The organism is Streptomyces sp. TP-A0874 (assembly GCF_001748085.1).
Classification (GTDB): Bacteria; Actinomycetota; Actinomycetes; order Streptomycetales; family Streptomycetaceae; genus Streptomyces.
The window spans coordinates 224,144-249,967 of sequence record NZ_BBZK01000007.1 but is presented as its reverse complement, the minus strand read 5'-3'; the positions used below and the strand labels follow the sequence as shown (position 1 = coordinate 249,967).

Here is a 25,824-nt window from a genome sequence, read left to right as displayed (position 1 = left end):
TGCGGGGTGGGCCGGTGCGGGGTGGAAGAGGGCACGCCGGTGCGACGGGCCCACAGGCCTCACAACGAGGTCTGGGAGGGTGGGTGAGGGCTCCGAACAGGAACCCGGAAAAGGAGCCCTCACCGGAGAACGAGGCGGGTCAGCCCGCGGTGTTCACGCGGTCAGCCGCGGCCGTCGCACGCCTTGCAGTCGCCGCTGCCGCGGCAGCTGTCGCACTTCCACAGACCGCTGTAGCCGGAGCCGTCGCAGGTGGTGCACTTTCCCTTGCCCTCGCAGCGCTGGCACTGGTTCCACATGGTGGGGTCCTCTTCTCGTCGTCGCCTTGTCGGCGGTCGGACACTGGCTGGCGGGTGGGTCACGCCCGGCGGCGTCGGCGCGGTCGCGCCCTCGCCACCGGTGCGACGTGCGGATCCGCCCCTCAGCCCGTCGGGGCCTTCTGCCGACCGCCCGCGTTGCCGAGGGCGGTCGCGCAGTGCTTCCCGAGCGCGGCCGTGGGGAGGGGAGAAGGTGTGCGATGCTTTCGGGTCGTCAATCGCTTCACGGCAGGACTCCGCTCCCGGACAGCCGGGTTGAGGGCGGATCAGCTCTTCTCCGTCCGCCGCGACCCACTGTCCTGAATGCGGGGGGCCTGCTCCAGACCTTTCGTCCGGCAGGTGCTTGCAGTGCCAGGTACACCGGCTCTGACCTGCTGTTTCACTAGCGCGGTGCAAGCTTTGGAGCAGAGGGGAAGCAGTGGTGGGGGAACAGGAGGAGTTCTTCGAGGAGTTGGCGTACGCCCTCGTCCGGACCCTGGACGAGTGGAGTCGGTGCTTACAGGAAATGCTGGAGGGGCCCGGGCCGTCCCGCCCGGGGTTGGTCGCCCGACTGCGGGATGCGGTCCCCAAGATCGACAATCCCCTTCTGGGGCACTGGCTGCTGGGCCGCGATCAACTGCTCGGTGCGAACAAGAGATCCGGCCGGCTGCCGACGGTCCAGGACACCGCCCGGATCGTGGCGGCTTTCCGGGACGATGCCGGGGCCCAGCGCCGGCGACTGATGGCGATCGCCAGGCGGATCGAGTTCCACCGGGACGTGTTGCAGAAGATCAGAGGACACCAGTGGCGGAGCGCGGTGGTCAACGCCCTCCGGGCCCCGGAGCAGCCCAACCCGCCGGCCCCCGAGGGCCCACCGGGCTCCCCGGAAACGGACCTTCCGCCGGGCGCCGGCTTGGCCGCCCGGGCCGTCCCGGGCGGGGAGGCCGCCCCGGGCGAGAAGGCCGAACGGCCCCTCCCTGGGCCCACCGGCCCGCTGCCGCCCCCGGACGATGCCCCTGCCCCTGCCGGCCGCCGCTCATGGACGGGGCCCACCGCCGTCCTGGCCGCCATCGGCCTGGTGATCGGATTGGCGATCGCCGTGAAGGGGTGGCCCGGGGCGGCCGAGCGGGGAAGTCGGTCCGGGCCTTCCGGCCCGTCGGCGACGTCGGCCGCGGGGAGGAGCGCTCAGCCCGTCGACACCTTGGGAGGGGAGAGCCGCTGCTCCCCGCCGAGGACCGGTCCGTCCGGTGTCCGGCTGCGGGCCTGTGTGGGAGTCCAGCCGGACAGGGTGGTTTTCGTCCTCAAGGTCGACAATCCCACGGCCTCCGCCGCGGCGGTCACCGTCCGGTTGGGCGGTTTCTGGGCGGGAGCGGCCCACGACTGCCAACCTGGCCCTGCCGTCAGCCGTGTCACCGTCGAACCGGGCACCACGTTCACCACCGACCCGGACCACTGTCAGACGGCGCGCCAGGACAGCCCGTTGGCCTACCAGGCGGAGGCGTACATCGCCACGGGCGACTCGGAGGAGTGGACCGGCCACACGTTCTCTCCCCGGGCCAACGTCTACCCGGACCGGGGAACCCTGTGGCGGTGTGGCGACGACGTGCCGTGCTGAGTGGGCGCGCCGTCCCGCGGCCCGGCGGGACGGCGCCCGGCCACCGCTGCTCTGTCCTCCCCGACCACCCCGGTGGGCCCGACCCTCGCGAGCGGGCTCAGCCCGCTTTCCGGCCGAACGCTCCCGCGCCCCGGGTCACTCCCACTCGATGGTGCCCGGCGGCTTGCTCGTCACATCGAGCACCACCCGGTTGACCTCGTCGACCTCGTTGGTGATCCGGGTGGAGATACGCGCCAGCACCTCGTACGGCAGCCGGGACCAGTCCGCCGTCATCGCGTCCTCGGAGGAGACCGGACGCAGCACCACGGGGTGACCGTAGGTGCGGCCGTCGCCCTGCACGCCCACCGAGCGGACGTCCGCGAGGAGCACCACCGGGCACTGCCAGATACCGCGGTCCAGACCGGCCGCGGTCAGCTCCTGGCGGGCGATGGCGTCGGCTTCGCGCAGCAGGTCGAGACGGGCCTTGGTGACCTCGCCGACGATCCGGATACCGAGCCCGGGCCCGGGGAACGGCTGCCGCTGGACGATCTCCTCGGGCAGGCCGAGCTCCTGGCCCACCATCCGCACCTCGTCCTTGAACAGCTGCCGCAACGGCTCCACCAGCTGGAACTGGAGGTCCTCGGGGAGCCCGCCGACGTTGTGGTGCGACTTGATGCTGGCCGTGCCGCTGCCGCCGCCGGACTCCACCACATCCGGGTAGAGCGTGCCCTGGACGAGGAACTCCACGGCCTCGCCGGCCGCGCCGGCCTCGGCCACGATCTCGCTGGCGGCCTGCTCGAAGACTCTGATGAACTCCCGGCCGATGATCTTCCGCTTCTGTTCCGGGTCGGACACCCCGGCCAGTGCGGAGAGGAAGCGCTCCTCGGCGTCGACGACCTTGAGCTGCACTCCGGTGGCGGCGACGAAGTCCTTCTCGACCTGCTCCGACTCTCCCTTGCGCATCAGGCCGTGGTCGACGTAGACGCAGGTCAGCTGGGAGCCGACGGCCTTCTGGACGAGGGCCGCGGCGACCGCGGAGTCCACACCGCCGGAGAGGCCGCAGATCGCCCGCCTGGAGCCGATCTGCTCCCGGATGGCGGCGACGGACTCCTCGACGATGCTGCTGGTCGTCCAGTTCGGTTCCAGCCCGGCGCCCCGGTGCAGGAAGTGCTCGATGATCTGCTGCCCGTGCGTGGAGTGCATCACCTCGGGGTGGTGCTGGACACCGTAGAGCCGCCGCTCGTCGGACTCGAAGGCGGCGACGGGGGTGCCCGGGGTGGAGGCGGTGACGGTGAAGCCGGCCGGTGCCTCGGTGACCGAGTCGCCGTGGGACATCCACACCGACTGCTCGGCCGGGGTCCCCTCGAAGAGCGTCGAGCCGGTCCGGGAGACGGTCAGTTCGGTGCCGCCGTACTCACGGGTGCCGGTGCGCTCGACGGTGCCCCCGAGCGCCCGGGCCATCGCCTGGAAGCCGTAGCAGATCCCCAGCACGGGCACGCCCGCCTCGAAGAGTTCGGGGCCGACGCCCGGTGCGTCCTCGGCGTACACCGACGAGGGGCCCCCGGAGAGGATGATCGCCTTCGGGTTCCTGGCGAGCATCTCCGGCACCGGCGTGGTGTGCGGGACGATCTCGCTGTAGACCCGGGCCTCGCGGACCCGGCGGGCGATGAGCTGTGCGTACTGCGCGCCGAAGTCCACGACGAGGACCACGCCGGAGCTGCGGTCGGTGGCGGTGGCGGGGTTCGCTGCGGGCCCGTTCGCTGCGGGCTCGTTCGCTGAGGGCACTGGGCGGCCTTCCGGCGGATCTGACGGGAATGCGGTGCCCCCGAGTCTACCGGCGGCACGGACCGCGCCGGCACTCGCTGCCGGCCCGCCGCCTACCGCCCGCCCGCGGCCCCGGACCGCCCTCCGTCTCGGTATCCGGACCGGCTTGTCCGGCGCGCCGCCGCCGAGGCATACTGCCTGCCATGTTCCAGCAGCTGAGCTTCGTCTTTACCTATGGCACCGGTCCGTCCGGCTGCCGTGGTCCCGCTGCTTGAACGACTTGAGAAGCGACTTACCGACAGCCCCGGGCGACCACCGCCCGGGGCTGTCGACGTTTCTCGGCTCCGGGTGGCACCTCCTCCGTCGGGCGCGACCTTGTAGGAGAGCACGATGAGCCGGAACAGCACGATCAGCCAGGACGCCGCTGTGGAGCCGAGCACCGCGGTGGGCGGGGACGGGCGCAGCGGCGGCTCCACTGCCCCCCAGGGCCGGCCGGAGCCCGCCGGCCCGAGCGCGTCCACCGGCGCCCACGAGGAGGGTGCCGAGAGACTGATCGCCGAGGCCCGGCAGCAGATCGACGACCTGGACGGCCGGATCATCGGTCTGGTGCAGCAGCGGATCGCGGTCTCGGCCAGGATCCAGCAGGCGCGGATCGCCTCGGGGGGTCGCCGGGTGAACCTCTCCCGGGAGATGGAGATCCTCCGCCACTACGAGAGCCAGCTCGGCCAGCCCGGCACCGCACTGGCGATGACCCTGCTGGAACTCTGCCGCGGGCGCGGCTGACGCCCCTGCGCGGCGGGCGTCCCGGCCCGGCCGCCGGTGAACGGACCCACCACCGGTGTAAACAGAGCGGCGGCCGCCTTCACCCCTACGGTGCGTGACCGTCCTCGCCGGGATGTCGTTGGTCCGGATGTCCGTGCCGGCGAGGGGCGGCTGAAGAAGATCCACGCGTGGCTCCGTCCGTGGTGATTCGGGCACCCGGAGAGCAGGCAGGACGGATCCGCCGAAGTGTGTGGCGTGCGACCGGGCTCCACCGGGGCCCTGAGCGGCGTACGCCGTGGGACCACGTTTCGGCGAGTGACCGGTCAGCAGGGGACAGCAGCCCGGTCACGGCTCAGGAGGACGGTTGGTTCCGGGGACGCCCGGGACCAACCGCCTCTCATCCCCCCGCCGCCGTACCCTCCCCCGTGCCCGGCACCTCTCCTCCGCTCTCCGACCGTTTCCGGGGAACCCGCGGCATCGGCAGATCCACCGGCAACCGGAGCGCGGCGAAGGCCGTCTCGGGTACGACGGGTTCCCGCGGCTCCACCGGCGCCACCCGCACGTAGGGCGTGCCCTGCCGGGGGCGCGGGTCCGGCTCTCCCTTGTTCGGCCAGAGCGCCATCGCCCGCTCAGCCTGTGCCGTGATCGTCAGCGACGGGTTGACGCCCAGGTTGGCGGAGACCGCCGAGCCGTCCACCACATGGATGCCGGGATGGCCGTAGAGCCGGTGGTACGGGTCGATGACGCCGTGCTCGGCGTCCGCCCCGATCGGGCAACCGCCCAGGAAGTGCGCGGTCATCGGGGTGCCCATCAGTTCGCCGAGGTTGGTGCCGGGGTGGCCGTTGATCTCCTCGGCGATCAGCCGTGCGGCCTCCGCGCCTTCGGGCAGGTGGTCCGGGTTGGGGGCGCCGTGCCCCTGGACGGCCGTCAGCAGCCCCCGGCCGATCCCCTTCGGTTTCCGGTAGGTGGTCAGCGAGTTGTCCAGGCTCTGCATCACCAGGCCGATGATGGTCCGCTCCGACCAGCGGCGGTTGGAGAGCGAGCGGGCGAAAAGCACCGGGTGGCGCAGGCAGTGCAGCGCGTGGGCCAGGAGCCGGGGCAGCCGGGTGTCCTGCGGCACCTGGAGGGTGGTGAGGGCGCCCATGGCGTTGGAGCCCTTGCCGTAGCGGACGGGCTCGATATGGGTGTTCTCGTCCGGGTGGACCGACGAGGTGATCGCCACGCCCCGGGTGAAGTCCGGGGCCTCGCCGTGCTTCCTCCGGTAGCGGCGGCCGCTGGTCACGGCACCCACCAGAGCCTCGGAGTTGGTGCGCGTCAGTTCGCCGAGCCGGGCGGAGATCCCCGGCAGCTTCCCCTCGTCCCGCATGGTGTGGAGCAGGGTCTGGGTTCCGTAGGTGCCGGCGGCGAGGACGACCTGGCGGGCGCGGAGCACCCTCGGCTCGGCCCTCCGCCGGTCGGTGGGCACCGTGCTGACCAGATAGCCGCTCTCCGCTCCCGGCCCGCCGGCGCCGCCGGGCTCCGGTTCCACGGCGACGACGGAGGTCATCGGGTGGATGGTGGCGCCGGCCCGCTCGGCGAGGTGCAGGTAGTTCTCGGTGAGGGTGTTCTTGGCGCCGTGCCGGCAGCCGGTCATGCACTCCCCGCACTCCCGGCAGGCCTTCCGCCCGGGCCCGAGGCCGCCGAAGTAGGGGTCGGGCACCTCCTCGCCGGGTGCGGCCCGCAACTCGCCGCCGGCGTCCTGACCGTCGCCGAAGAACACCCCGACCGGCGCCAGATGGAAGGTCTCGCCCACCCCCATCCGCTCGGCGGCGGCCTTCAGGTGGACGTCGGAGGGCGTGACGGTGGGGTTGAGCCGTACGCCGAGCATCCGCCGCGCCTGGTCGTAGTAGGGCCGCAGTTCCTCCTGCCAGTCGGTGATGCGGCCCCACTGGCGGTCCTCGAAGAACGCTTTCGGCGGCACGTAGAGGGTGTTGGCGTAGTTGAGCGAACCACCGCCGACGCCCGCTCCGGCGAGGATCATGACGTTGCCCAGCAGATGGATCCGCTGGAGGCCGTAGAGGCCCAGTCTCGGGGCCCAGAGGAAGTTCCGGATGTCCCAGGAGTTCCTCGGCAGCGTGGCTGGCGTGAACCGGCGCCCGGCCTCGATGACACCGACCCGGTAGCCCTTCTCGGTCAGCCGCAGGGCGGCCACCGAACCTCCGAAGCCGGATCCCACGACGATCACGTCGTAGTCCGGGCCGCCGCCCTCCTGTTCGCCGTCCCGTTCGACGCCCCGCTCCACCATGCCGCCGCCCTCTCCTCCCCCGGTCGCCCGGCTGCTCCGACTGCCCGCACGTACCGGCCCCGCCGTTCCGCTCCCGGTGCCGTCAGCGGATCCGGAGGGCCTTCATGGCCCGCATACCGCGGCTCATCAGCCGTGCGTACCGCGCGTCGTCGAGCCCGAACGCCGGCCCCAGCGGGAGCAGTCGCTGCTGTGCCACGGTCTGCGCCTCGGTGTACTTGGCTATGCCCTCCCTGCCGTGCCGCCTGCCGAGGCCGGAGTCGCCCAGACCGCCCATGGGCGCGGCCACGCTGCCGTAGGCGGCGGCGTAGCTCTCGTTGACGTTGACCGTGCCGGCGCGCAGCCGCTCGGCGATCGCCCGGCCCCGCCGGCCGTCCCTGGTCCAGACGCTCGCGTTGAGGCCGTAGGCGGTGGCGTTGGCCCGCTCGACCGCCTCCTCCTCGGTGCGGAAGCGGTAGACCGAGACGACGGGGCCGAACGTCTCCTCGGCGTGGACGGCCATCGACTCCTCGACGCCGTCCAGGATCGTCGGCTCGTGGAACAGCGGGCCGACGTCCGGTCGGTGCCGCCCGCCGGCGAGCAGTCGGGCGCCGCCCGCCCGGGCCTCCTCCACGTGTCGGCGGACGGTCGCCAGTTGCCGTTCGGAGACCAGGCTGCCCATGTCGGCGCCGTAGGCTAGTCCGGCGCCGAGCCGCAGACCGCGGGTGCGTTCGGCGAACCGGTCCAGGAACTCCTCGGCGACGGACTCGTCCACGTACAGCCGCTCCATGGAGATGCAGAGCTGTCCGGCGGAGGCGAAGCAGCCGCGGATCGCGCCGGCCACCGCCCGGTCCAGGTCGGCGTCCCGGAGCACCAGCATGGCGTTCTTGCCGCCCAGCTCCAGCGAGCACCCGACGAGGCGGGCCCCGGCCGACCGGGCGATCTCGCGGCCGGTGCGGGTGGAGCCGGTGAAGGAGACGTAGTCGGCGTGGGCTACGACGGCCGGGCCGACCACCGGCCCCTCGCCCAGCACCACCTGCCAGATCCCTTCCGGCAGCCCCGCCTCGAGCATCAGCTCGCGCGCCCAGAGGGCGGTGAGCGCGGTCTCGGTGTCCGGCTTCATCACGACCGCGTTGCCCGCGGCGAAGGCGGGCAGTGCGTCACCGACGGACAGTTCCAGGGGGTAGTTCCAGGGGGCGATCTGGCCGACCACACCGCAGGGCCGGCGGACCTCGGTGACCCTGGTGAGCAGCGGGATGACCCCGGTGCGGCGCCTGGCCCCGAGGTAGGCCGGGGCCTTCCGCCCGTAGTGGCGGGCGGCGCTGGCGACCGACAGCACCTCCTCGTGGGCGTGCAGTCGGGCCTTGCCGGTCTCCGACTGCACCAGGTCCAGCACCTCCGACTGCCGGCTGAGCAGCAGGTCGTGGAAGCGGAGCAGCACCGCGGCCCGCTCCCGGAGCGGCGTCGCCGCCCAGGAGGGCTGCGCCGCACGCGCCCGGCCGAAAGCGGCCGCGACGTCCTCCGGGGTGGACTCCGGCAGGGCGGCCAGCCGGGCCCCGGTGAACGGCGTGTGGCTGGCGGTGCTGCCGGAGCCGGTGACCGCTCCGGTGAGCCGGGCGACGAGCTCCGGCGTGACCACTTCGGCGACGGTCCGGGTGCCGGGCGGTGGAGCGACGGCCGGGTTTCCGTCCTCGGGGAAGGCGTTCCCCGCGTCCTCGATGGCGGTTTGACTGGCCTGTCCGGCCCGGGAGTCCGTCATACCCGCGAGGGTAGAGCCGGCCGGGCGCTTTGTGTACCCGTCGGTAACACCTTTCCCGCACCCCGACCCGACCGCCTCCGGGGGCGTGCAGCGCGCCCCGACCGGTGTTGCCCGCAGCGCGGCGGGATCGGCCGGTCACGGCCGCTCGCCGCGGAACGTCAGAGGTCCTCGATCCGCAGGTGCTTGACCACTTCCGCGAAGAGTTCCTCACCGTCGGCACGAGCGTGGCCGTCGGCGGGCATGGTCACCAGGAGCCGCCAGCCGACGTTCTTGTCGTTGGTGTAGAAGTGCTCGATCCGGTGGTAGCGGATCGAGTCCTCGTCGTATCCGCTGTCGTAGTAGGTGGTGACGAGCTGCGCCGCCGGCCGGCCCTGCTGCTCCGCCTGCCGGACCTCGGACTCGACCTCCTCCATGGAGGACTCCGCGCCCTCTTCGTAGTACTCCTTCCACTCCTTGGCCTCGTCCATCGCCGGATCCACCTCCTCACCGGTGAGCTGGTAGAGGTCGACGGTGAAGACGCCGCTGGGGTCCGAGAAGGTCACATGGCCGCCCTCGTCGGTGTCGTCCACCGTGCGCTTGTACTCCTTGGGAAGGGCCAGCGAGGCTCCGACGACCTCGCGCTCCTGACGCCCCTCCCAGCCCTCCGGCGGGCCGTCGCCCGCGAACGGGTTGACCAGCACCAGAACCAGCGCCAGCACAACGGCCAACACGCCGGCGCCCGCGCCGTACTGCGTCTTCCGGTTGCTGCGCAGAGCCTGCAGCAGACCGGGCCGGGGCCCGCCGGTCCCGACCCCGGCCGGGAACTGGGGCGGCCTGGCCTCGTTCTCCAGGGTCTGCCGGATCTCCGCGGCGGTCGGCCGCTCCACCGGGTCCTTCCGCAGCAACTGCATGATCAGGTGGCCGAGCGCGCCCGAGCCCCGCGGTGCCCCCGGCTCGGCGGAGAGCACCGCCTGCAGGGTGGCGGGGGTGTTGGAGCGGCGGAACGGTGAGGTGCCCTCTACGGCGGCGTACAGCACCACCCCGAGCGACCAGAGGTCGGACTCCGGGCCGGGCCGGCGGCCGAGCAGCCGCTCCGGGGCGATGAACTCCGGGGACCCGACGAACGCGCCGGTCTCCGTCAGCCCCTGCTCGCCCTCCACCTGGGCGATGCCGAAGTCGGTGAGCACCACCCGGTCGTAGCGGCCGAGCAGTACGTTGTCCGGCTTGACGTCCCGGTGGAGCACCCCGGCCTCGTGGGCGGCCGCCAGGGCGCCCAGCACCGCGAGCCCGATCCGCGCCGCCTCCCGCGGGTCGAGCGTCCCCTCGGTCAGCAGGTCGCCGAGGGAGCGCCCGCGCACCAGCTCCATCACGATCCACGGCTGGCCGCCCTCCAGGACCACGTCGTGCACGGTGACGACCGAGGGGTGGTCGATCCGGGCCGCGGCCCGGGCCTCCCGCTGCATCCGGGTGTAGGCCGTCTGCCGCTCCTCGGCGGAGAGGTGCTCCGGAAGGCGGGGCTCCTTGACCGCGACCTCGCGGCCCACGACCTCGTCCCGGGCCCGCCAGACGGTGCCCATCCCGCCGTGTCCCAGACGCGCGAGGAGCCGGTAGCGACCGCCGACGAGCCGACTCCCCTCGGGGACCACCCCGGGCTGGAGGGAGGTGGAGCGCTGGGTCGCCTCGGGGGCTCCCGCCGGTTCGCCCTGCGGCGGCACACCGCCGTAGCCGGCGGCGGGCTGGCCGGGGACCGCCCCAGGGCCGGGGCGGCCCGGGGACGGCTGCGGTGGCTGAAGAGCGTAGCTCGTAGGCTCCTCGCCCCATCCTGCGTCGTTCGTCATGGTCCCATCATTACCGTTTGGTGATGTGCGGCCACCACCGGTCCTCCTCGGCAGATGCCGCACCGTGACAAAACCTGTCGGCCGGTCGCGCCGCGAACCCCGCGCCCGGTGGCGCCGCTCAGTCCACCCGGTAGGTGGCGGAGGCCTGTTGGAAGGCGCGTTCGACCTCCTCCGCCTCGTCCTCCGGCCCGAGGACGAGCAGCACATGGTAGTGACCGCCGCGGACCATGGCGAGGTTGCGCGCCTGCACCCGTCTGCCGCCCTTCTCCTTCCAGGCGAACGTGCCCTCGGCCATCGCCGTCTCGCCGACGTCGATCCGGCGCAGCCCGGAGGCCGAGGACCACTGCGCGTCCCGGAAGGGAGCCAGCTCCGGCTCGGTGTTCTGCTGGTAGGCCATCGGGTCGCGGCCGAAGCCGCGTACCGAGTCCCGGCCGGCGACCACCACCAGCTCGAAGTGCCCGCGGCCGTAGCGGACCTGGCCCCGGCTGTTCTCGGCCTTCCGCCGCCAGCCCTTGGGCACCACGACCTGGAAGCCCTTCGGGTCCTTCCGGAGCACGAACCCCTCGGCCACCTCGACCGGTTGGCTGGTCTGCGGCGCTCCGGAGCCGCCCTTGCCGTCGCCGCCCGATCCGTCCGTCTCCTCCCCCGACGGGCCGGGGCCGGTGGTGGCACTGGCCGCGCCCGCCGGATCGGACGGCCCGGACCGTCCCGAGCGGCCGGCCTCCGGCATGAAGAGCATGGCGTAGGCCACGGCCCCCACCAGCCCCAACAGGATGAGGCCCACGAGCAGTCGGCCGAGGCCGCGCGGGCCGCCGCGCGGCCGCTGCCTGGGTTTCGGCTTCTTGTGCCTGCCGTGTACGGCGACCGTCTCACCGCCGCGCCGCCGCCGCACCAGTTCCCCTCGGCGGCGGACGATCGGCAGCCGCCGCGGGTCGGCGGGCTCGGCGCTCTCCAGCGAGGGAACGGTCACCGTGTGCCGCCCCAGGTCGGGCTCCGGCGCCGACCGGACGAGGGAGCGCAGCCAGCCGCCCACCTCCTCGGCCTCGGGCCGCTCCGTCGGGTCCTGACGGAGCAGGGACTCGACGACCGGGCGCAGCGCCCCGCACTCCTCGGCGAAGGCCGGTGCCTCCGCGCAGACGAGCTGCACGACTTCGGCGGCGCTCTCCTCCGGGTAGGGCGCATGGCCCTGGACGGCGCGGAAGAGCAGCGCGCCCAACGCCCAGAGGTCGGTGGCCGGGCCGACGGGCGGGGCGAGTTGCCAGCTCTGGTGGATCGGCCCGGCCTGTTCGGGGGCCCAGCGCTCGGTGACGGCGCCGACCATCAGGATGCGTGCCTGGCGGGCGCGTTCGGCGGCCAGGGAGTTCGGCTGCGGGGTCGGGGAGCCCGGTTGGGCGGCCGGCGGGTTGGACCGGGGGGCGGGGAGCGCTCCGCGGCCCGGGTCGTCGGCTTCCGGGGGGTCCGCCACGGTGTCCGCTCCGGCACCGGCGGCGCCGTCCTCCACCGTGGGCCTCGGCACCCGGTCGGCGTCCTCGTCCACCGGGCGCGGCGGCCCGGCGGTGCCCTCCTCCGGCCCGGTGTGCGGGAGGACGGGGAGCGGGTCGCCGCCACACAGCGCCTCCTCCGCCGCGCCCGCCGCCAGGCCGGTCAGTACGGCGCGGCCGTCCGGGCAGATCCACACCGTGCGGGCGGTGACGTTGCGGTGCGTCCACCCGTGGCCGTGCACCTCCCGCAGGGCGGTCAGCACGTCGGCGGCCACCTCCGCCGCCCGGTAAGGGGTCAGCCGGCGTTCGGCGAGCAGCGCGGCGAGTGGGCGTCCGCCCACCAGTTCGCCGGCGATCCACAGGCTGCCGCCTTCGACGAACGCGTCGAAGACCTGGCCCAGCCGCGGGTGGTCGGGCAGGGCGGCAGCCGCCCGGGCCGCTTCCAACGCCCGCTGGACCGCGGGGTCGTCCGCGGGGACCGAGCCGGCCCTGCCGCTCCGGCCGTCCGGCCGGGCCCGGTGCCTGGCCGCCGCCCCGACGGCCTCCGCGTCCACGACCTCGGCTTCGACGACCTCGGGCAGCGGCACCTGACGGAGCAGCACCTCCTGGCCGCTGTAGGTGTCCAGCGCCCGGGTCTCCACGAAGTCGTAGGCATCGGCCGGCAGACGGGGCAGACGGTAGCGCTCGGCGAGCACCCGACCCGCGTAACCGTCCACGACATCGCCCCCAACCCTGCTCGCTCGCCCCACTGGTCAACCACGCGCGGACAGCGCGCCGGCCGGTCGCCCCCGGTGCGGTGAGCGCCGGTCAGGAACCGGGCGCGGCCTCTGACACGATCAGCCACCGACGGCACACGATCCGCGACACCTCACGATACGTGCCCGCGGCGGCACGCGACGAGGAGACGAGGAAACCGAACACCCCATCGACGGCCCGCGGTCAGTCCTCCGGCGCGAAAGTGCCGAAGGCCGTCTCCCGCAGGGTCTTGCACTCCTTCCCGTCCCAGGCGTCGGCGGCGCAGCTGATCATGATCGCGTAGCCGTGGGTGCCGTCCACCTTGAAACCGCGGTTGATCACCCGGACCCGCTGGCCGTTCATGGTCCGCTCGAAGCTCCAGTCGGCCGCGGTGGGGTAGCCGTTGAAGGCGACCGGCACGATGTCGATCTGGCGGTACCCCTCGGAGCTGCCGCGCACCGCGGGTTCGAGTCCGCGCCAGGCCTCGGCGGCGTCGTCGGAGGGACGGCTGTTGAAGTCCACCTGCACCCGGGGGTAGGCGCCGCGGGCGCGGTTGTAGATGCCGCCGGAGTTCTGTCCGGCGATCGCCGTCCGCTTGAAGTCCTCGGGCATCGCCATGCGGAAGTGGAAGCGGTCGTCCGTCACCTCGGCGTACCCCTGGGGGAGTTCGCCGCCGCCCTCCTCCTCGGAGCCCTTCGCGTCGTCGCCCCCCGCCGCGTCCTCCCCGGAACCCGGCTCGGAGGCGGAGCCGGCCGGGGTCTCACCACTGTCGGCACCGTCCTCGGAGACCTTGCCGCCGTCGGAGGACGCCTGCCCGGTCCCGCCCTTGGACTGCCCCCCGGCGCCCTTCTCGTCCCCCTCTCGGAGCACCACCGCCAAGGTCACCCCGACCACCACCGCCAACAGCGCCAGGACCACGCCCACCACGGTCAAGGTCCTGCTCCGCCGCGTCGTCCCGGGCCCGCCCGGGGCGGCCGCGGGCACCGGCGGCGTGGGGGCCGGCCCGGCCGGCGGCTGCGGCGCCACCCGGCCGGCCGGGCCGGCGGGGGCTGCGGGCGCCGCGGCCGGCCGCTGGGCGGACTGCGCCACGTTCACCGGAGCCGCCATCACCGCCGTCCTGCTCTGCCCGGGGTCAGCGGCCGTCGGCTCCGACTCCTTGACGATCTTCGACAGCAGCGCCCGGGCGCCGGCGTCCGCGAGCCGCTGGTCCGGGTCCTTGGTGAGCAGCCCGCGGATGACCTCCTCGAGCGGCCCGGCGTTCCGCGGCGGCTCCAGCGGCTCGGTCATCACGGCGGTCAGCGTGGCGAGCGCCGCCCCCTTGTCGTACGGCGGCACCCCCTCGACACAGGCGTACAGCAGTCCGCCCAGCGACCAGAGGTCGGCCGGCGGCCCGGGCTTCTTGCCGCGGGCGCGCTCCGGGGCGATGTAGGAAGGCGCGCCGACGAGCATTCCGGTGGAGGTCACCGACGGGTCGCCCTCGACCTTGGCGATGCCGAAGTCGGTGAGCACCACCCGGCCTTCGTCCGAGATGAGGACGTTGGACGGCTTCACATCCCGGTGGAGGATGCCGACCGCGTGCGCGGCACGCAGCACGTCGAGCACCGCGAGCCCGATCTCGGCGGCCCGCCGGTACGGCAGCCCGCCGCTGTCGCGGATCACGTCCGCCAGCGACCGGCCCTCGATCAGCTCCATGACGATCCACGGCCGGTCGTCCTCGTCGACGACGTCGTAGACGGTGACCGCGCCGCTGCTGCGGATCCGCGCGATCGCCTTGGCCTCCCGCAGCGTCCGGGTGATCAGACGTCTTTTCTCGTCCTCGTCGACACTGGAGGGGAAACGCAGTTCCTTCACCGCGACGGTCCGACCCAGGGTCTCGTCGACCGCGCGCCAGACCGTGCCCATGCCGCCGCTACCCAGGGGTTCCCCCAGTCGGTAACGCCCGGTCAGCAGGCGTCCGGTGGTGCTCTCTGTCTGCTCGGCCTCCGACATGCATCCCCTCAGCGCTGCAATCAGTGGAGTCGGCGTGAGTCGGCGGCGGGCTCATCGCGTCGCCGCGTCAACTCCCCTGCCCCTCCTCGGAAGTACCTCCATTCTCTCTCATCCCGGGGCCTGCCGGAGTACAGGGTCCACCCCGCGGACCGCCCGTTCGCCCGCTCGCCCCGCTCCCGGGGGCGGGTTGGGTACGCCCGGGAGCGGGGCCGGCGGGTGAACAGCGGACTCAGCCGAGCGGCACGATGTCGGGTGCTCCCAACCGGGCCGCGTCGGCGGTCTGGTCGTCCGGCTGGAGCTGCGACTCCCGCTCCGCCTCCACCCGCTTCTGGTAGTGCTCGACCTCTCGTTCGATCTGGCTCTCGTCCCAGCCGAGGACGGGGGCCATGAGTTCGGCGCAGTCCCGGGCGCTGCGGGCGCCGCGGTCGAAGGTCTCGATCGAGATCCGGCTGCGCCGGGTGAGCACGTCCTCCAGGTGCCGCGCCCCTTCGTGGGAGGCGGCGTAGACGATCTCGGCGCGCAGGTAGTCGTCGGCCGCCGGCAGCGGCTCGCCCAGCGAGGGGTCGGCGGCGATCAGCGCCAGCACCTCCTCGACCAGCGTTCCGTACCGGCTCAGCAGGTGCTCCACCCGGACCACGTGCAGCCCGGTGCGGGCGGCCATCCTGGCCCGGGCGTTCCACAGCGCCGCGTAGCCCTCGGCGCCCAGCAGCGGGACGTCCTCGGTGACGCAGTCGGCGACCCGCTGGTCGAGCCCGTGCACCGCCTCGTCCACCGCGTCCTGGGCCATCACCCGGTAGGTGGTGTACTTGCCGCCCGCGACCACCACCAGGCCCGGCACCGGGTGCGCCACGGTGTGCTCCCGGGACAGTTTGCTGGTCGCGTCGGACTCGCCCGCCAGCAGCGGTCGGAGTCCGGCGTAGACGCCCTGCACGTCGTCTCGAGTGAGGGGCACCGAGAGCACCGAGTTGACGTGTTCGAGCAGGTAGTCGATGTCGGCGCTGGACGCCGCCGGGTGGGCCTTGTCCAGGTCCCAGTCGGTGTCCGTGGTGCCGATGACCCAGTGCCGGCCCCAGGGGATCACGAAGAGCACGCTTTTCTCGGTCCGCAGGATCAGCCCGGTGCTGGAGTGGATGCGGTCCTTCGGCACGACCAGGTGGATGCCCTTGGAGGCGCGCACATGGAACTGGCCGCGCTCACCGATCAGCCCCTGGGTGTCGTCGGTCCACACCCCGGTCGCGTTCACCACCTGCCGGGCCCGGACCTCGTACTCGCCACCGCCCTCCACGTCCTGCACCCTGGCCCCGACGACCCGCTCCCCCTCCCGGAGGAAGCCGACCACCCGCGCCCCGTTGGCCACGTCGGCGCCGTAGGCCGCCGCGGTCCGCACCAGGGTCGTGACGTACCGCGCGTCGTCGACCTGGGCGTCGTAGTACTGCAGGGCGCCGACCAGGGCGTCCTTCCGCAGGCAGGGGGCGACCCGGAGCGCGTGCCGGCGCGTCAGGTGACGGTGCGCCGGCAGTCCCCTGCCGTGGCCGGAGGCGAAGGACATGGCGTCGTAGAGCGCGACGCCGGAGCCGGCGTACCACCGCTCCCAGCCCCGGTGCTGGAGGGGGTAGAGGAAGGGGACCGGCTTCACCAGGTGCGGGGCCAGCCGCTGGAGCAGCAGCCCACGCTCCTTCAGGGCCTCGCGCACCAGGGCGAAGTCGAGCATCTCCAGGTAGCGCAGCCCGCCGTGGATCAGTTTGCTCGACCGGCTCGAGGTGCCGGAGGCCCAGTCGCGCGCCTCGACCAGGCCGGTGGCGAGCCCGCGGGTCACGGCGTCCAGGGCCGTGCCGGCACCGACCACACCGGCACCCACGACCAGAATGTCCAGCTCACGTTCGGCCATTCGAGCGAGCGCCTCACCGCGCTCACTCGGCCCCAGGGTCGCTGTTCTCACCGTGCCTCCATCGTGGTTTCGGCTCGCACCTGTTCCCACCCGACGCTTACCACTCCTCCCCCGCCCCTCAACCACCTCCAGTACAGAGCGGCCACACCCGCGCCCCCAACACCGGTGACCTGAGTTCCCCTAATACTGCATATCAGTCTTATATGCGCTTACCCTACTTAAAGGCTCTGCCGTGGTCGCCGACGGACGGCTCCGTCGGCGACCACGGCAGAGCCCTCGGTGACACGAAGGTTCGTCGTGGAAGGCGGCCCAGCCATGCCCGTAGACCTCGCCGTCATCGGACTCGGCCGACTCGGCCTCCCGCTCGGTCGGGCCGCCACCGCCGCCGGCATCGCCACCCTCGGCTTCGACACCGACGCCCGGACCGTCGCCGCACTGAGCGCCGGCCGGCCACCCGCCGACGGCCCCCTCACCCCCGCCGAACTCCGCCGGATGCTCGCCGGCGGTTTCCGGGCCACCAGCGACCCCGACACGCTGCGCCGGGCCCGCACCATCGCCATCTGCGTGGCCACCCCCGCTCCCCAACACCCCGATCCCGACCGGGGCCCGGTGGAGGCAGCGGCCCGGACCCTCGCCCCCCGGCTGCGCCCCCGCTCCACGGTGCTCCTGGAGTCCTCCGCCTACCCGGGCACCACCGAGGAGTTCCTCCGCCCCCTGCTGGAGCAGGGGTCCGGGCTCCGCGCCGGACGGGACTTCCACCTCGCCTGCGCACCGAACCGGATCGGCCCGGACGAGCAGCCCCCCGGCGACACCGGTGCACCACGGGTCGTCGGCGGTCTCACCGCCGGCTGCACCGAGTCCGCCGCGGCCTTCTACCGGCGGATCACCCACCGTGTCGTGCGCGCCCGCGGGCCGCGCGAGGCCGAGACCGTCCACCTCCTGGAGAGCCACTACCGGCAGGTGAACACCGCGCTCGCCAACGAGATGGCGCTCTTCTGCCACGACACCGGGGTCGACCTTTGGGAGGTGCTCCGCTGCGCGGAGACCGGGCCGTTCGGCTTCCGCGCCCTCCGCCCCGGCGTCGGCGGCCACGGAGCGCAGACCGCCCCGCTCACCCACCGCGGCCCCGGCCGTCCGCCGCGCCTGGTGGAGCTGGCCCGGCGGATCAACCACGGGATGCCGGGCTACGTCGTGGACCGCTGCGCCGACCTCCTCAACGAACGCGGCAAGGCCCTCCGCGGCGCCCGGATCGTGCTGCTCGGGGTCGCCCGCCGACCGGACGCCGGCGACGAACAGGGCGCGCTAGCCCGGCAGATCGCCGAGCGGCTGATGTCGCTGGGGTCACAACTCAGTTACCACGACCCCTATGTGCCCCACTGGCGGGTGGGGGGTCGGCCGGTTCCGCGGGCGGAGCCGCTCGTCGAGGCGGCCGCCGCCGCGGACCTGACCCTCCTGCTCCGACACCACCGCGGCTACGACCTCCAAGTCCTCACAGCCAAAACGGAGTTGCTCCTCGACACCCAGGGGGCCACACCGGCCGGCACGGCACACCGCCTCTGAATCCGGCTCTCCGACGACGGCGGGTTCGGCTCCCCGACGGCACCGGTCAGCCCCGAGGCCGAGCGCGCCGGCCGTGTCCCAGTCCTGTCCTGATCGCCCTCGAGCCTGCCGGAGCGTCATCGCGGGCTGCTAGCCTCACCGGCACTATTCGAACATCGACCTTCGTTTCTCGGGGGAACCATGAGCTGGCAACAGCCACCGCAGCAGCCCAACCAGAGCCCTTACGGCCAGCAGCCGCCACCGCAGCCCGGTCAGGCGCCGTACGCCCAGCAGCAGCCGTCCCAGCCCGGCCAGCCGCCGCAGGCCGGAGCGGCGCCCTACGGCCAGCAGCCCCCGGCCCAGCCCGGGTTCCAGCAGCCGCCCCACGGGCAGCCGCAGCCCTACGGCCAGCCCGGTGGCTTCCCGCCGCCGCCTGCGCCGCGGCAGGGCAACGCCGCGCTCGCCGTCCTCGCCGGGGTGGTCGCCATGCTGGTGGCCGCCGGGATCTACGGCTTCATCCTCAGCACGGTGGAGCGGCAGATCGGCTACATCGCCCTCGGTCTGGGCGCGCTGATCGGTCTGGCGCTCGGCAAGCTGGGCGGCCGGAACCCGGCGCTGCCGTTCGTCGGCGCGCTGCTCGGTCTGGTCGGTGTATACCTCGGCCAGGTCTTCGGCGTCGCCATGGTCTTCAGCGACATCCCCGGCGCCCCCGGCTTCTTCACGGTGCTCACCGACCACTTCGGTGACATCAACGAGGGGCTGAAGGAGGGGTTGGAGTTCGTCGACTACCTCTTCTACCTGCTCGGTGCCGCCGCGGCCTTCGCTACCTGCAAGAAGGTCAGCGACTGAGACGGCGCTGCCGGAGCGGAGCACGGGGGCGGCCCGGACCATGCGGTCCCGGGCCGCCCCCGTGTCGCAAGGGAGCCACCGCCGCGGCGGGCGGCCCCGCTCAGCCGTGCCGCGACAGCGCCGCCGTCACCTCGACCCGCTGGAACTCCTTCAGGTCGGAGTAGCCCGTGGTGGCCATCGCCCGGCGCAGCGCGCCGAAGAAGTTCATCGAGCCGTCCGGGGTGTGGGAGGGGCCGAGCAGGATCTCCTCCAGCGTCCCGGCGGTCCCCAGGTGCATCCGCTTGCCGCGCGGCACCTCGTCGTGCACCGCCTCCATGCCCCAGTGGTGGCCGTTCCCGGGGGCGTCGCTGGCGCGCGCCAACGGCGAGCCCATCATCACCGCGTCCGCTCCGCAGGCCACCGCCTTCGGCAGGTCCCCGCTCCAGCCCACCCCGCCGTCGGCGATGACGTGGACGTACCGCCCGCCGGACTCGTCGAGGTAGTCCCGCCGGGCGGCGGCCACGTCGGCGACCGCGGTGGCCATCGGCACCTCGATCCCCAGGACGTTCCTGGTGGTGTGCGCCGCCCCGCCGCCGAATCCGACGAGCACCCCGGCCGCGCCGGTCCGCATCAGATGGAGCGCGGCGGTGTACGTGGCGCAGCCGCCGACGATGACCGGGACGTCCAGCTCGTAGATGAACTGCTTGAGGTTGAGCGGCTCGGCGGCGCCCGAGACGTGCTCGGCCGAGACGGTCGTCCCGCGGATCACGAAGATGTCGACCCCGGCGTCCACCACCGCCTTGGAGAACTGCGCGGTGCGCTGCGGGGAGAGCGCCGCGGCGGTGACCACCCCGGAGTCGCGCACCTCCTTGATGCGCTGCCCGATCAGCTCCTCCTTGATCGGGCTGGCGTAGATCTCCTGCATCCGGCGGGTCGCGGTCTCGTCGTCGAGCTCCGCGATCTCGGCCAGCAGCGGCTCGGGGTCCTCGTGCCGGGTCCACAGCCCCTCGAGGTTGAGCACCCCCAGGCCGCCGAGCTCACCGATCCGGATCGCGGTGCTCGGCGAGACGACCGAGTCCATGGGTGCGGCGAGGAAGGGCAGCTCGAAGCGGTAGGCGTCGATCTGCCAGGCGATCGAGACCTCCTTCGGGTCCCGGGTGCGGCGGCTCGGAACAACGGCGATGTCGTCGAACGCGTACGCACTGCGGCCGCGCTTGCCGCGCCCGATCTCGATCTCAGTCACGATTGGCCTTTCCCTCTACTTCAGCGGCGCTAGTGCCCGCGTCCGGCGAGGCGAACCCTGCTGGACGCGACCCTAAGGGGCTGCCCGTGATCCCTGGTGGATCAGTGCACGGCGTCAGATGACCGGGGCACCCTGCCCAAGCTCGTCCGGGCCGTGGTCGGATGTCCGGACACTGGAGGTGTCCGCCCGTCCGACCACGCGGGGAGTCGCCGTATCCGTCGTCGTGCGCCCGCCGGGGACCACGGGGCAGCCCTCAGTATCCCCGACCCGCCGCGCGGCCCGTCCAGCGCGGCCCCGCCGGTCAGCGCCGTACGTAGTTGGGGGCCTCGCTGGTCATCTGGATGTCGTGCGGGTGGCTCTCCTTCAGCCCGGCCCCGGTGATCCGGACGAAGCGGCCCTTCTCCTTCAGTTCGGCGATGTCGGCCGAGCCCACGTAGCCCATGGAGGCACGTAGCCCGCCGACCAGCTGGTGGGCCACCGGCCCGAGCGGTCCGCGGTACGGCACCTGGCCCTCGATGCCCTCGGGCACCAGCTTGTCCTCGGAGAGCACGTTGTCCTGGAAGTAGCGGTCCTTGGAGTACGAACGGCCCTGGCCGCGGGACTGCATCGCCCCGAGCGAGCCCATGCCCCGGTAGGACTTGAACTGCTTGCCGCCGACGAAGACCATCTCGCCGGGGGACTCCTCGCAGCCGGCCAGCAGGCTGCCGAGCATGACGGTGTCCGCCCCGGCGGCGATCGCCTTCGCGATGTCCCCGGAGTACTGGAGCCCGCCGTCACCGATCAGCGGCACCCCGGCCGGGCCGCAGGCGAGCGAGGCCTGGTAGATCGCGGTGACCTGCGGTACACCGATGCCGGCCACCACCCGGGTGGTGCAGATGGAGCCCGGCCCCACGCCCACCTTGACGCCGTCGGCGCCCGCGTCGATGAGCGCCTGGGCACCGTCCCTGGTCGCCACGTTGCCGCCGACCACGTCCACCGCGATGTTGGACTTCACCTTGGCGATCATGTCGACGATGCCGCGGCTGTGGCCGTGCGCGCTGTCCACCACCAGGAAGTCGGCCCCGGCCTCCACCAGCGCCTGCGCCCGCTCGTAGGCCTCGTCGCCGACGCCCACCGCGGCACCGACGAGCAGCCGCCCCTCGGCGTCCTTCGCGGCGTTCGGGTACTTCTCGGCCTTCACGAAGTCCTTGACCGTGATCAGGCCGCGGAGCACTCCGGAGCCGTCGACCAGCGGCAGCTTCTCGATCTTGTGCCGGCGGAGCAGTTCCACCGCGTCCTCGCCGGAGATCCCGACCTCACCGGTGACCAGCGGCATCGGCGTCATGATCTCGCGCACCTGCCGGCCGCGGTCCATCTCGAAGGCCATGTCGCGGTTGGTGACGATGCCCAGCAGCTTGCCGGCGTCGTCGGTCACCGGCACCCCGCTGATCCGGAACCTCGCACAGAGCTCGTCGGCCTCGGCCAGCGTCGCGTCCGGGCGGACGGTGATCGGATCGGTCACCATGCCCGACTCGGAGCGCTTGACCAGGTCGACCTGGTTGGCCTGGTCCTCGATGGAGAGGTTGCGGTGCAGTACGCCCACGCCGCCCTGCCGGGCCATGGCGATGGCCATCCGGGCCTCGGTGACCTTGTCCATCGCGGCGGAGAGCAGCGGGATACGGACGGATACGTTCCGCGATACCCGGGAGGCGGTGTCGACGGCGTTCGGCAGCACCTCGGACGCACCGGGCAGCAGCAGCACGTCGTCGTATGTCAACCCGAGCATCGCGAACTTCTCGGGCGTTCCGTCGACGTTGTCAGTCATGACACCTTCCCCAGTGCTCTTGCCCAGCGCGGACTCCCATGCTAACGGGCTCTGGGAGCCTTCGATCCCGGCTCCGGAGAGGGAAGCGTCACCCGGGGCGCCCCGAACCTCCCGGCCCCCGGCCGGCTCACTGTTCGGCGAGCGCCCGCAGCCGGCTCAGCGCCCGGTGCTGGGCCACCCTGACCGCACCGGGCGACATGCCGAGCAGGTGTCCGGTCTCCTCGGCCGTCAGCCCGACGGCCACTCGGAGCAGCACCAGCTCACGCTGGTTGGGCGGCAGGTTCGCCAGCAGCTTCTTGGCCCACTCGGCGTCGCTGCTCAGCAGCGCCCGCTCCTCCGGCCCCAGCGAACTGTCCGGTTGCTCCGGCATCTCGTCGGAAGGCCAGGCCGTGCTGCCCGGGCGGCGCATCGCGGCGCGCTGCAGGTCGGCCACCTTGTGGGCGGCGATGGCGACGACGAACGCCTCGAAGGGTCTGCCGGTGTCGCGGTAGCGGGGCAGCGCGCAGAGCACCGCCAGGCAGACCTCCTGGGCCAGGTCGTCGACGAAGTGACGCGCGTCGCCGGGCAGCCGGGACAACCGGGTGCGGCAGTAGCGCAGCGCCAGGGGGTGAACCAGGGCCAGCAGGTCGTGAGTGGCCTGCTCGTCGCCCTCGACCGCGCGGTGGACCAGAGCACCGATCTCCGCCGGGCCGTCGGCCAGGGCCGACCCCGTGGTCTCGTCGTCGCGCATCGGTCCATGGTGCCTTGGCCCGGAACGATCCGCGGCACCGCGTTGGCGGTTGTGCACCGATCCGTTATGAGCAGGTGCGCCAGCGGCTGTCATGTCGTGCGCCCTCCCCTGACCGAGCCGTCCCCGAGGAACTCCATACCCCCAAGCATGCGGCAGGCCGCGCGAAACGAGTATGTGGCACTCGTCCGGGCGCTCCGGGAGCCCCCGGACCACGGTGGAGACCGGCTCGTCGCCCCCCGGCGGCGCGGCGGCGGGCCCGACCGCCCGGCCGGCGACGGCGAGGGCCGTCCCCCGGTCACTCCTCCGGAGGGAACGGCCCCGTCAGCCCTCGCCCGCCCGTCGCGAGCCGGTGAGCCGTGCCGGTCACCGCTCTAACGAACCAGGCCCCAGCGGAAGCCGAGCGCCACGGCGTGCGCGCGGTCGGAGGCGCCGAGCTTCTTGAACAGCCGGCGGGCATGGGTCTTCACGGTGTCCTCCGAAAGGAAGAGCTCCCGCCCGATCTCGGCGTTCGACCGTCCGTGGCTCATCCCTTCCAGCACCTGGATCTCCCGCGCCGTGAGCGTCGGCGCGGCGCCCATCTCGGCGGACCTCAGCCGGCGCGGGGCCAGCCGCCAGGTGGGGTCGGCCAGGGCCTGGGTGACGGTCGCCCGCAGTTCGGCGCGGGAGGCGTCCTTGTGGAGGTAGCCGCGGGCGCCGGCGGCGACGGCGAGCGCCACCCCGTCGAGATCCTCCGCGACCGTCAGCATGATGATCCGCGCGCCCGGGTCGGCGGAGAGCAGCCGACGTACGGTCTCGACGCCGCCGAGGCCGGGCATCCGTACGTCCATCAGAATCAGGTCCGAGCGGTCGGCGCCCCAGCGTCGGAGCACTTCCTCACCGTTGGCGGCGGTCGTCACGCGCTCGACGCCGGGCACGGTCGCGACCGCGCGGCGGAGCGCCTCTCGAGCAAGCGGGGAATCGTCGCAGACGAGGACGGATGTCATGACTGTCCTCCGCAGCTGATGCGCGTCACCTTGAGCCTCCAGGCTGGTTCTGATCGTCACCTGAGCGGTTGGCCGCCTCGGACGCCCGTCCGAGTGCTGGTTTTGTCAACCGCCTCCGCCCTCTCAACGACGGTCACCCGAAAGAGTTACGGGTCCGGGACGTGGGAAGAGTCCGCACTTTCCGCACCACGGAGAAGGAAGGCAGCACGGACTCCTGGAGCACGGTACGCCACCTTCGCGCCGCATACGCCCCATCCGGTCGCTTTCGTTACATTTTGCTGGTGTCTGATACTAGATTTACTGATGGATCATATTTTCATCTGCTTATACATGAGACGTTCGGTCGTGGGCACTGAGTCCGTACCGGATCACTTCCGAGGAGATGAGCAATGGCAGATTTCTCCCGTCTTCCCGGGCCCAACGCCGATCTGTGGGACTGGCAGTTGCTGGCCGCCTGCCGCGGTGTCGACAGCTCGCTCTTCTTCCACCCGGAGGGTGAGCGCGGAGCGGCCCGGACCGCTCGCGAGGCATCAGCCAAGGAGGTCTGCATGCGCTGCCCGGTCCGAGCGGAGTGCGCCGCCCACGCCCTGGCGGTGCGGGAGCCCTACGGGGTGTGGGGCGGCCTGACCGAGGACGAGCGCGAGGAGTTGATGGGCAGGGCGCGGAACCGCCTGATCAGCGCCCCCGGGGGCTGAGCGGCGGCCCCGGCGCGGAAGGGGCGCCGCGGCTGTCAGCGCGCACCGGACGCCGCTCCTTGACGGGCAGGGCCTTGCCTGACGCAGCACTAGCATGCCGCCATGACCCGCAGTCCAGCTCCTTCCGGCGGCTACACCGGGAAGCTCCTCTCCGTGAACCTCGGCCGCCCCCGCGCCGAGGCCTACACCAGCGCCCGGGTGACCGGCATCGACAAACGCCCGGTCGACGCCCCGGTCGCGGTCTCCGCACCCGGCGCCCGGGGCGTCGGCGGCAGCGGCCTGGCCGGCGACACGGTGGGGGACCTGCGCCACCACGGCGGGGACGACCAGGCGGTCTACGCCTACGCCCGGGAGGATCTCGACCACTGGGAGGTGGAACTGGGTCGGCCGCTGCCGGGCGGGGTCTTCGGCGAGAACCTCACCACCCGCGGGCTCGACGTCAACGGCGCGCTCATCGGTGAGCGCTGGCGGGTCGGCCCGGAGCTGCTGCTCGAGGTGAGCACCGCCCGCATCCCCTGCCGGACGTTCGCCGGCTGGCTCGGCGAGCGGGGCTGGGTCCGGCGGTTCACCCGGGCGGCCAGGCCCGGGGCGTACCTGCGGGTCGTCCAGCCGGGCACGATCCGGGCCGGTGACACCGTCGAGGTCGTACACCGCCCCGACCACGGGGTGTCGGTCTCCCTCTGCTTCCGGGCGCTGACCCTCGAACCGGAGTCGCTGCCGAGGATCCTGGCCGCGGGTGACGCCCTGCCGGCCCAGGAGCGGGAGATTGCCCGCAGGCGGGCGTCGGCTGTCGGCCGCCGGCGACCGGAAGCCCCGGCGGTCGGTAGCGTGCAGCCATGACGACTGCTTTGATCACTGGGGCGACCGCGGGCATCGGCGCCGCCTTCGCCCGCCGGCTGGCCGCCGACGGCCACGACTTGGTGCTCGTCGCCCGCGGCGCCGCACGACTGCGGGAGCTGGCGGTGGACCTCCACGACCGCCACGGCGTCGAGGCGGAGGTGCTCGTCGCCGATCTGTCGCAGGAGAGCGGGATCACCGCCGTCGAAACCCGGCTGGCGGACCGGCGGAACCCGGTGGACCTGCTCGTCAACAACGCGGGCTTCGGCATCCGCGGCCGGTACCTCGAGGTGCCGATGGCCGAGGAGCTGACGATGCTCAAGGTGCACTGCGAGGCGGTGCTCCGCCTGACCAGCGCCGCCGCCGAGGCGATGCGGGAACGGCGGCGGGGCGCGGTGGTCAACGTCGCCTCGGTGGCCGCCTTCGTGCCCCGCGGCACCTACGGGGCGAGCAAGGCGTGGGTGGTGCAGTTCACCCAGGGGGTGGCGCGGGACCTGGCCGGGACCGGCGTCCGACTGATGGCGCTGTGCCCCGGGTTCGTCCGGACGGAGTTCCACCAGCGCGCCGGGATGGACGCCGACCGCATCCCGGGGTGGATGTGGCTGGACGCCGACCGGCTGGTGGCGGCGGCGCTCCGGGACCTGGCCCGGGGACGGACGGTGAGCGTCCCCGACCCCCGCTACAAGGCGATCACCGGTCTGCTCCGGCTCGCACCGCGGCAGGCGGTCTCCCGGGTGTCCTCCTCGGCGGGCCGCAAGTACGGGCCGCGCTGACCCGCCGCCGGCGGTCGGCGGCGCGCGCGCACACCACGACGGCCGGGTCC

Annotated in this window: 19 protein-coding genes; 7 read left to right on the top strand and 12 right to left on the bottom strand. The window is 73.1% G+C overall.

Annotation, left to right across the window (positions count from 1 at the left end; translation table 11 throughout):
- Positions 1-161: 161 nt before the first annotated feature.
- Positions 162-296, bottom strand: a complete 135-nt coding sequence (locus BGP73_RS23765) for a hypothetical protein (protein WP_280138176.1) — start codon at positions 294-296, stop codon at positions 162-164.
- 436 nt (positions 297-732) lie between these two features.
- On the opposite strand from BGP73_RS23765, the gene BGP73_RS13435 reads away from it, so the two are divergent.
- Positions 733-1,908: a hypothetical protein gene (locus BGP73_RS13435; RefSeq protein WP_139134556.1), complete on the top strand. Its 1,176-nt coding sequence runs from the start codon at positions 733-735 to the stop codon at positions 1,906-1,908.
- A 135-nt stretch (positions 1,909-2,043) separates the two neighbouring features.
- Here the strand turns inward: BGP73_RS13435 and guaA are convergent, their stop codons facing one another.
- The gene (guaA, locus tag BGP73_RS13430) at positions 2,044-3,597 is read right to left on the bottom strand and encodes a glutamine-hydrolyzing GMP synthase (RefSeq protein ID WP_244501201.1); all 1,554 of its coding nucleotides are present in this window, start codon (positions 3,595-3,597) and stop codon (positions 2,044-2,046) included.
- Between the two features lie 498 nt (positions 3,598-4,095).
- Between guaA and BGP73_RS23760 the strand changes: the two genes are divergently transcribed.
- Positions 4,096-4,434 carry a chorismate mutase gene (locus tag BGP73_RS23760; protein WP_069814799.1) on the top strand — a complete coding sequence of 113 codons (339 nt, stop codon included), beginning with the start codon at positions 4,096-4,098 and terminating at the stop codon, positions 4,432-4,434.
- Between the two features lie 376 nt (positions 4,435-4,810).
- Here BGP73_RS23760 and BGP73_RS13420 read toward each other — a convergent pair whose 3' ends face one another.
- The 6 genes from BGP73_RS13420 to BGP73_RS13395 all read right to left on the bottom strand — a co-directional run bounded on the left by BGP73_RS13420 (position 4,811) and on the right by BGP73_RS13395 (position 16,393).
- Positions 4,811-6,697, bottom strand: coding sequence for a GMC oxidoreductase (locus tag BGP73_RS13420; protein ID WP_069814562.1), 1,887 nt, complete (start codon positions 6,695-6,697; stop codon positions 4,811-4,813).
- 82 nt (positions 6,698-6,779) lie between these two features.
- Positions 6,780-8,432, bottom strand: a complete 1,653-nt coding sequence (locus BGP73_RS13415; RefSeq protein ID WP_079127493.1) for a succinic semialdehyde dehydrogenase — start codon at positions 8,430-8,432, stop codon at positions 6,780-6,782.
- A 158-nt stretch (positions 8,433-8,590) separates the two neighbouring features.
- The gene (locus BGP73_RS13410) at positions 8,591-10,249 is read right to left on the bottom strand and encodes a serine/threonine-protein kinase (RefSeq protein ID WP_069814561.1); all 1,659 of its coding nucleotides are present in this window, start codon (positions 10,247-10,249) and stop codon (positions 8,591-8,593) included.
- 118 nt (positions 10,250-10,367) lie between these two features.
- Positions 10,368-12,446, bottom strand: coding sequence for a hypothetical protein (locus BGP73_RS13405; protein ID WP_069814560.1), 2,079 nt, complete (start codon positions 12,444-12,446; stop codon positions 10,368-10,370).
- Positions 12,447-12,669: 223 nt separating this feature from the next.
- Positions 12,670-14,454, bottom strand: coding sequence for a serine/threonine-protein kinase (locus tag BGP73_RS13400; protein ID WP_069814559.1), 1,785 nt, complete (start codon positions 14,452-14,454; stop codon positions 12,670-12,672).
- Positions 14,455-14,683: 229 nt separating this feature from the next.
- Positions 14,684-16,393: a glycerol-3-phosphate dehydrogenase/oxidase gene (locus BGP73_RS13395; protein WP_069814558.1), complete on the bottom strand. Its 1,710-nt coding sequence runs from the start codon at positions 16,391-16,393 to the stop codon at positions 14,684-14,686.
- 264 nt (positions 16,394-16,657) lie between these two features.
- Here BGP73_RS13395 and BGP73_RS13390 point away from each other — a divergent pair, with 264 nt between their 5' ends.
- Together BGP73_RS13390 and BGP73_RS13385 are read left to right on the top strand one after the other, a co-directional pair.
- Positions 16,658-17,902: a nucleotide sugar dehydrogenase gene (locus tag BGP73_RS13390; RefSeq protein WP_069814557.1), complete on the top strand. Its 1,245-nt coding sequence runs from the start codon at positions 16,658-16,660 to the stop codon at positions 17,900-17,902.
- Positions 17,903-18,082: 180 nt separating this feature from the next.
- On the top strand, positions 18,083-18,730 hold the full coding sequence (locus BGP73_RS13385) for a hypothetical protein (protein ID WP_069814556.1): 648 nt from the start codon (positions 18,083-18,085) through the stop codon (positions 18,728-18,730).
- Positions 18,731-18,830: 100 nt separating this feature from the next.
- On the opposite strand, the gene BGP73_RS13380 is transcribed toward BGP73_RS13385, so the two are convergent.
- The 4 genes from BGP73_RS13380 to BGP73_RS13365 all read right to left on the bottom strand — a co-directional run bounded on the left by BGP73_RS13380 (position 18,831) and on the right by BGP73_RS13365 (position 23,469).
- Positions 18,831-19,952, bottom strand: coding sequence for a GuaB3 family IMP dehydrogenase-related protein (locus tag BGP73_RS13380; RefSeq protein WP_069814555.1), 1,122 nt, complete (start codon positions 19,950-19,952; stop codon positions 18,831-18,833).
- Positions 19,953-20,253: 301 nt separating this feature from the next.
- Positions 20,254-21,756: an IMP dehydrogenase gene (gene guaB / locus BGP73_RS13375; protein ID WP_069814554.1), complete on the bottom strand. Its 1,503-nt coding sequence runs from the start codon at positions 21,754-21,756 to the stop codon at positions 20,254-20,256.
- 127 nt (positions 21,757-21,883) lie between these two features.
- Positions 21,884-22,486 carry a sigma-70 family RNA polymerase sigma factor gene (locus BGP73_RS13370; RefSeq protein WP_069814553.1) on the bottom strand — a complete coding sequence of 201 codons (603 nt, stop codon included), beginning with the start codon at positions 22,484-22,486 and terminating at the stop codon, positions 21,884-21,886.
- A gap of 371 nt (positions 22,487-22,857) precedes the next feature.
- The gene (locus BGP73_RS13365; protein WP_003948568.1) at positions 22,858-23,469 is read right to left on the bottom strand and encodes a response regulator transcription factor; all 612 of its coding nucleotides are present in this window, start codon (positions 23,467-23,469) and stop codon (positions 22,858-22,860) included.
- Positions 23,470-23,858: 389 nt separating this feature from the next.
- On the opposite strand from BGP73_RS13365, the gene BGP73_RS13360 reads away from it, so the two are divergent.
- The 3 genes from BGP73_RS13360 (at position 23,859) to BGP73_RS13350 (ending at position 25,774) form a co-directional block, all read left to right on the top strand.
- A complete protein-coding gene (locus tag BGP73_RS13360) occupies positions 23,859-24,164 on the top strand; it encodes a WhiB family transcriptional regulator (RefSeq protein ID WP_069814552.1) in 306 nt (101 codons plus the stop codon).
- 102 nt (positions 24,165-24,266) lie between these two features.
- Complete coding sequence (locus BGP73_RS13355; RefSeq protein WP_069814551.1) at positions 24,267-25,004, top strand: MOSC domain-containing protein; 738 nt, start codon at positions 24,267-24,269, stop codon at positions 25,002-25,004.
- Entirely contained in the window at positions 25,001-25,774 is a 774-nt protein-coding gene (locus tag BGP73_RS13350) for an SDR family NAD(P)-dependent oxidoreductase (RefSeq protein WP_069814550.1), read from the top strand. Before BGP73_RS13355 ends, BGP73_RS13350 begins: the two co-directional genes overlap by 4 nt.
- Positions 25,775-25,824 lie beyond the last annotated feature (50 nt).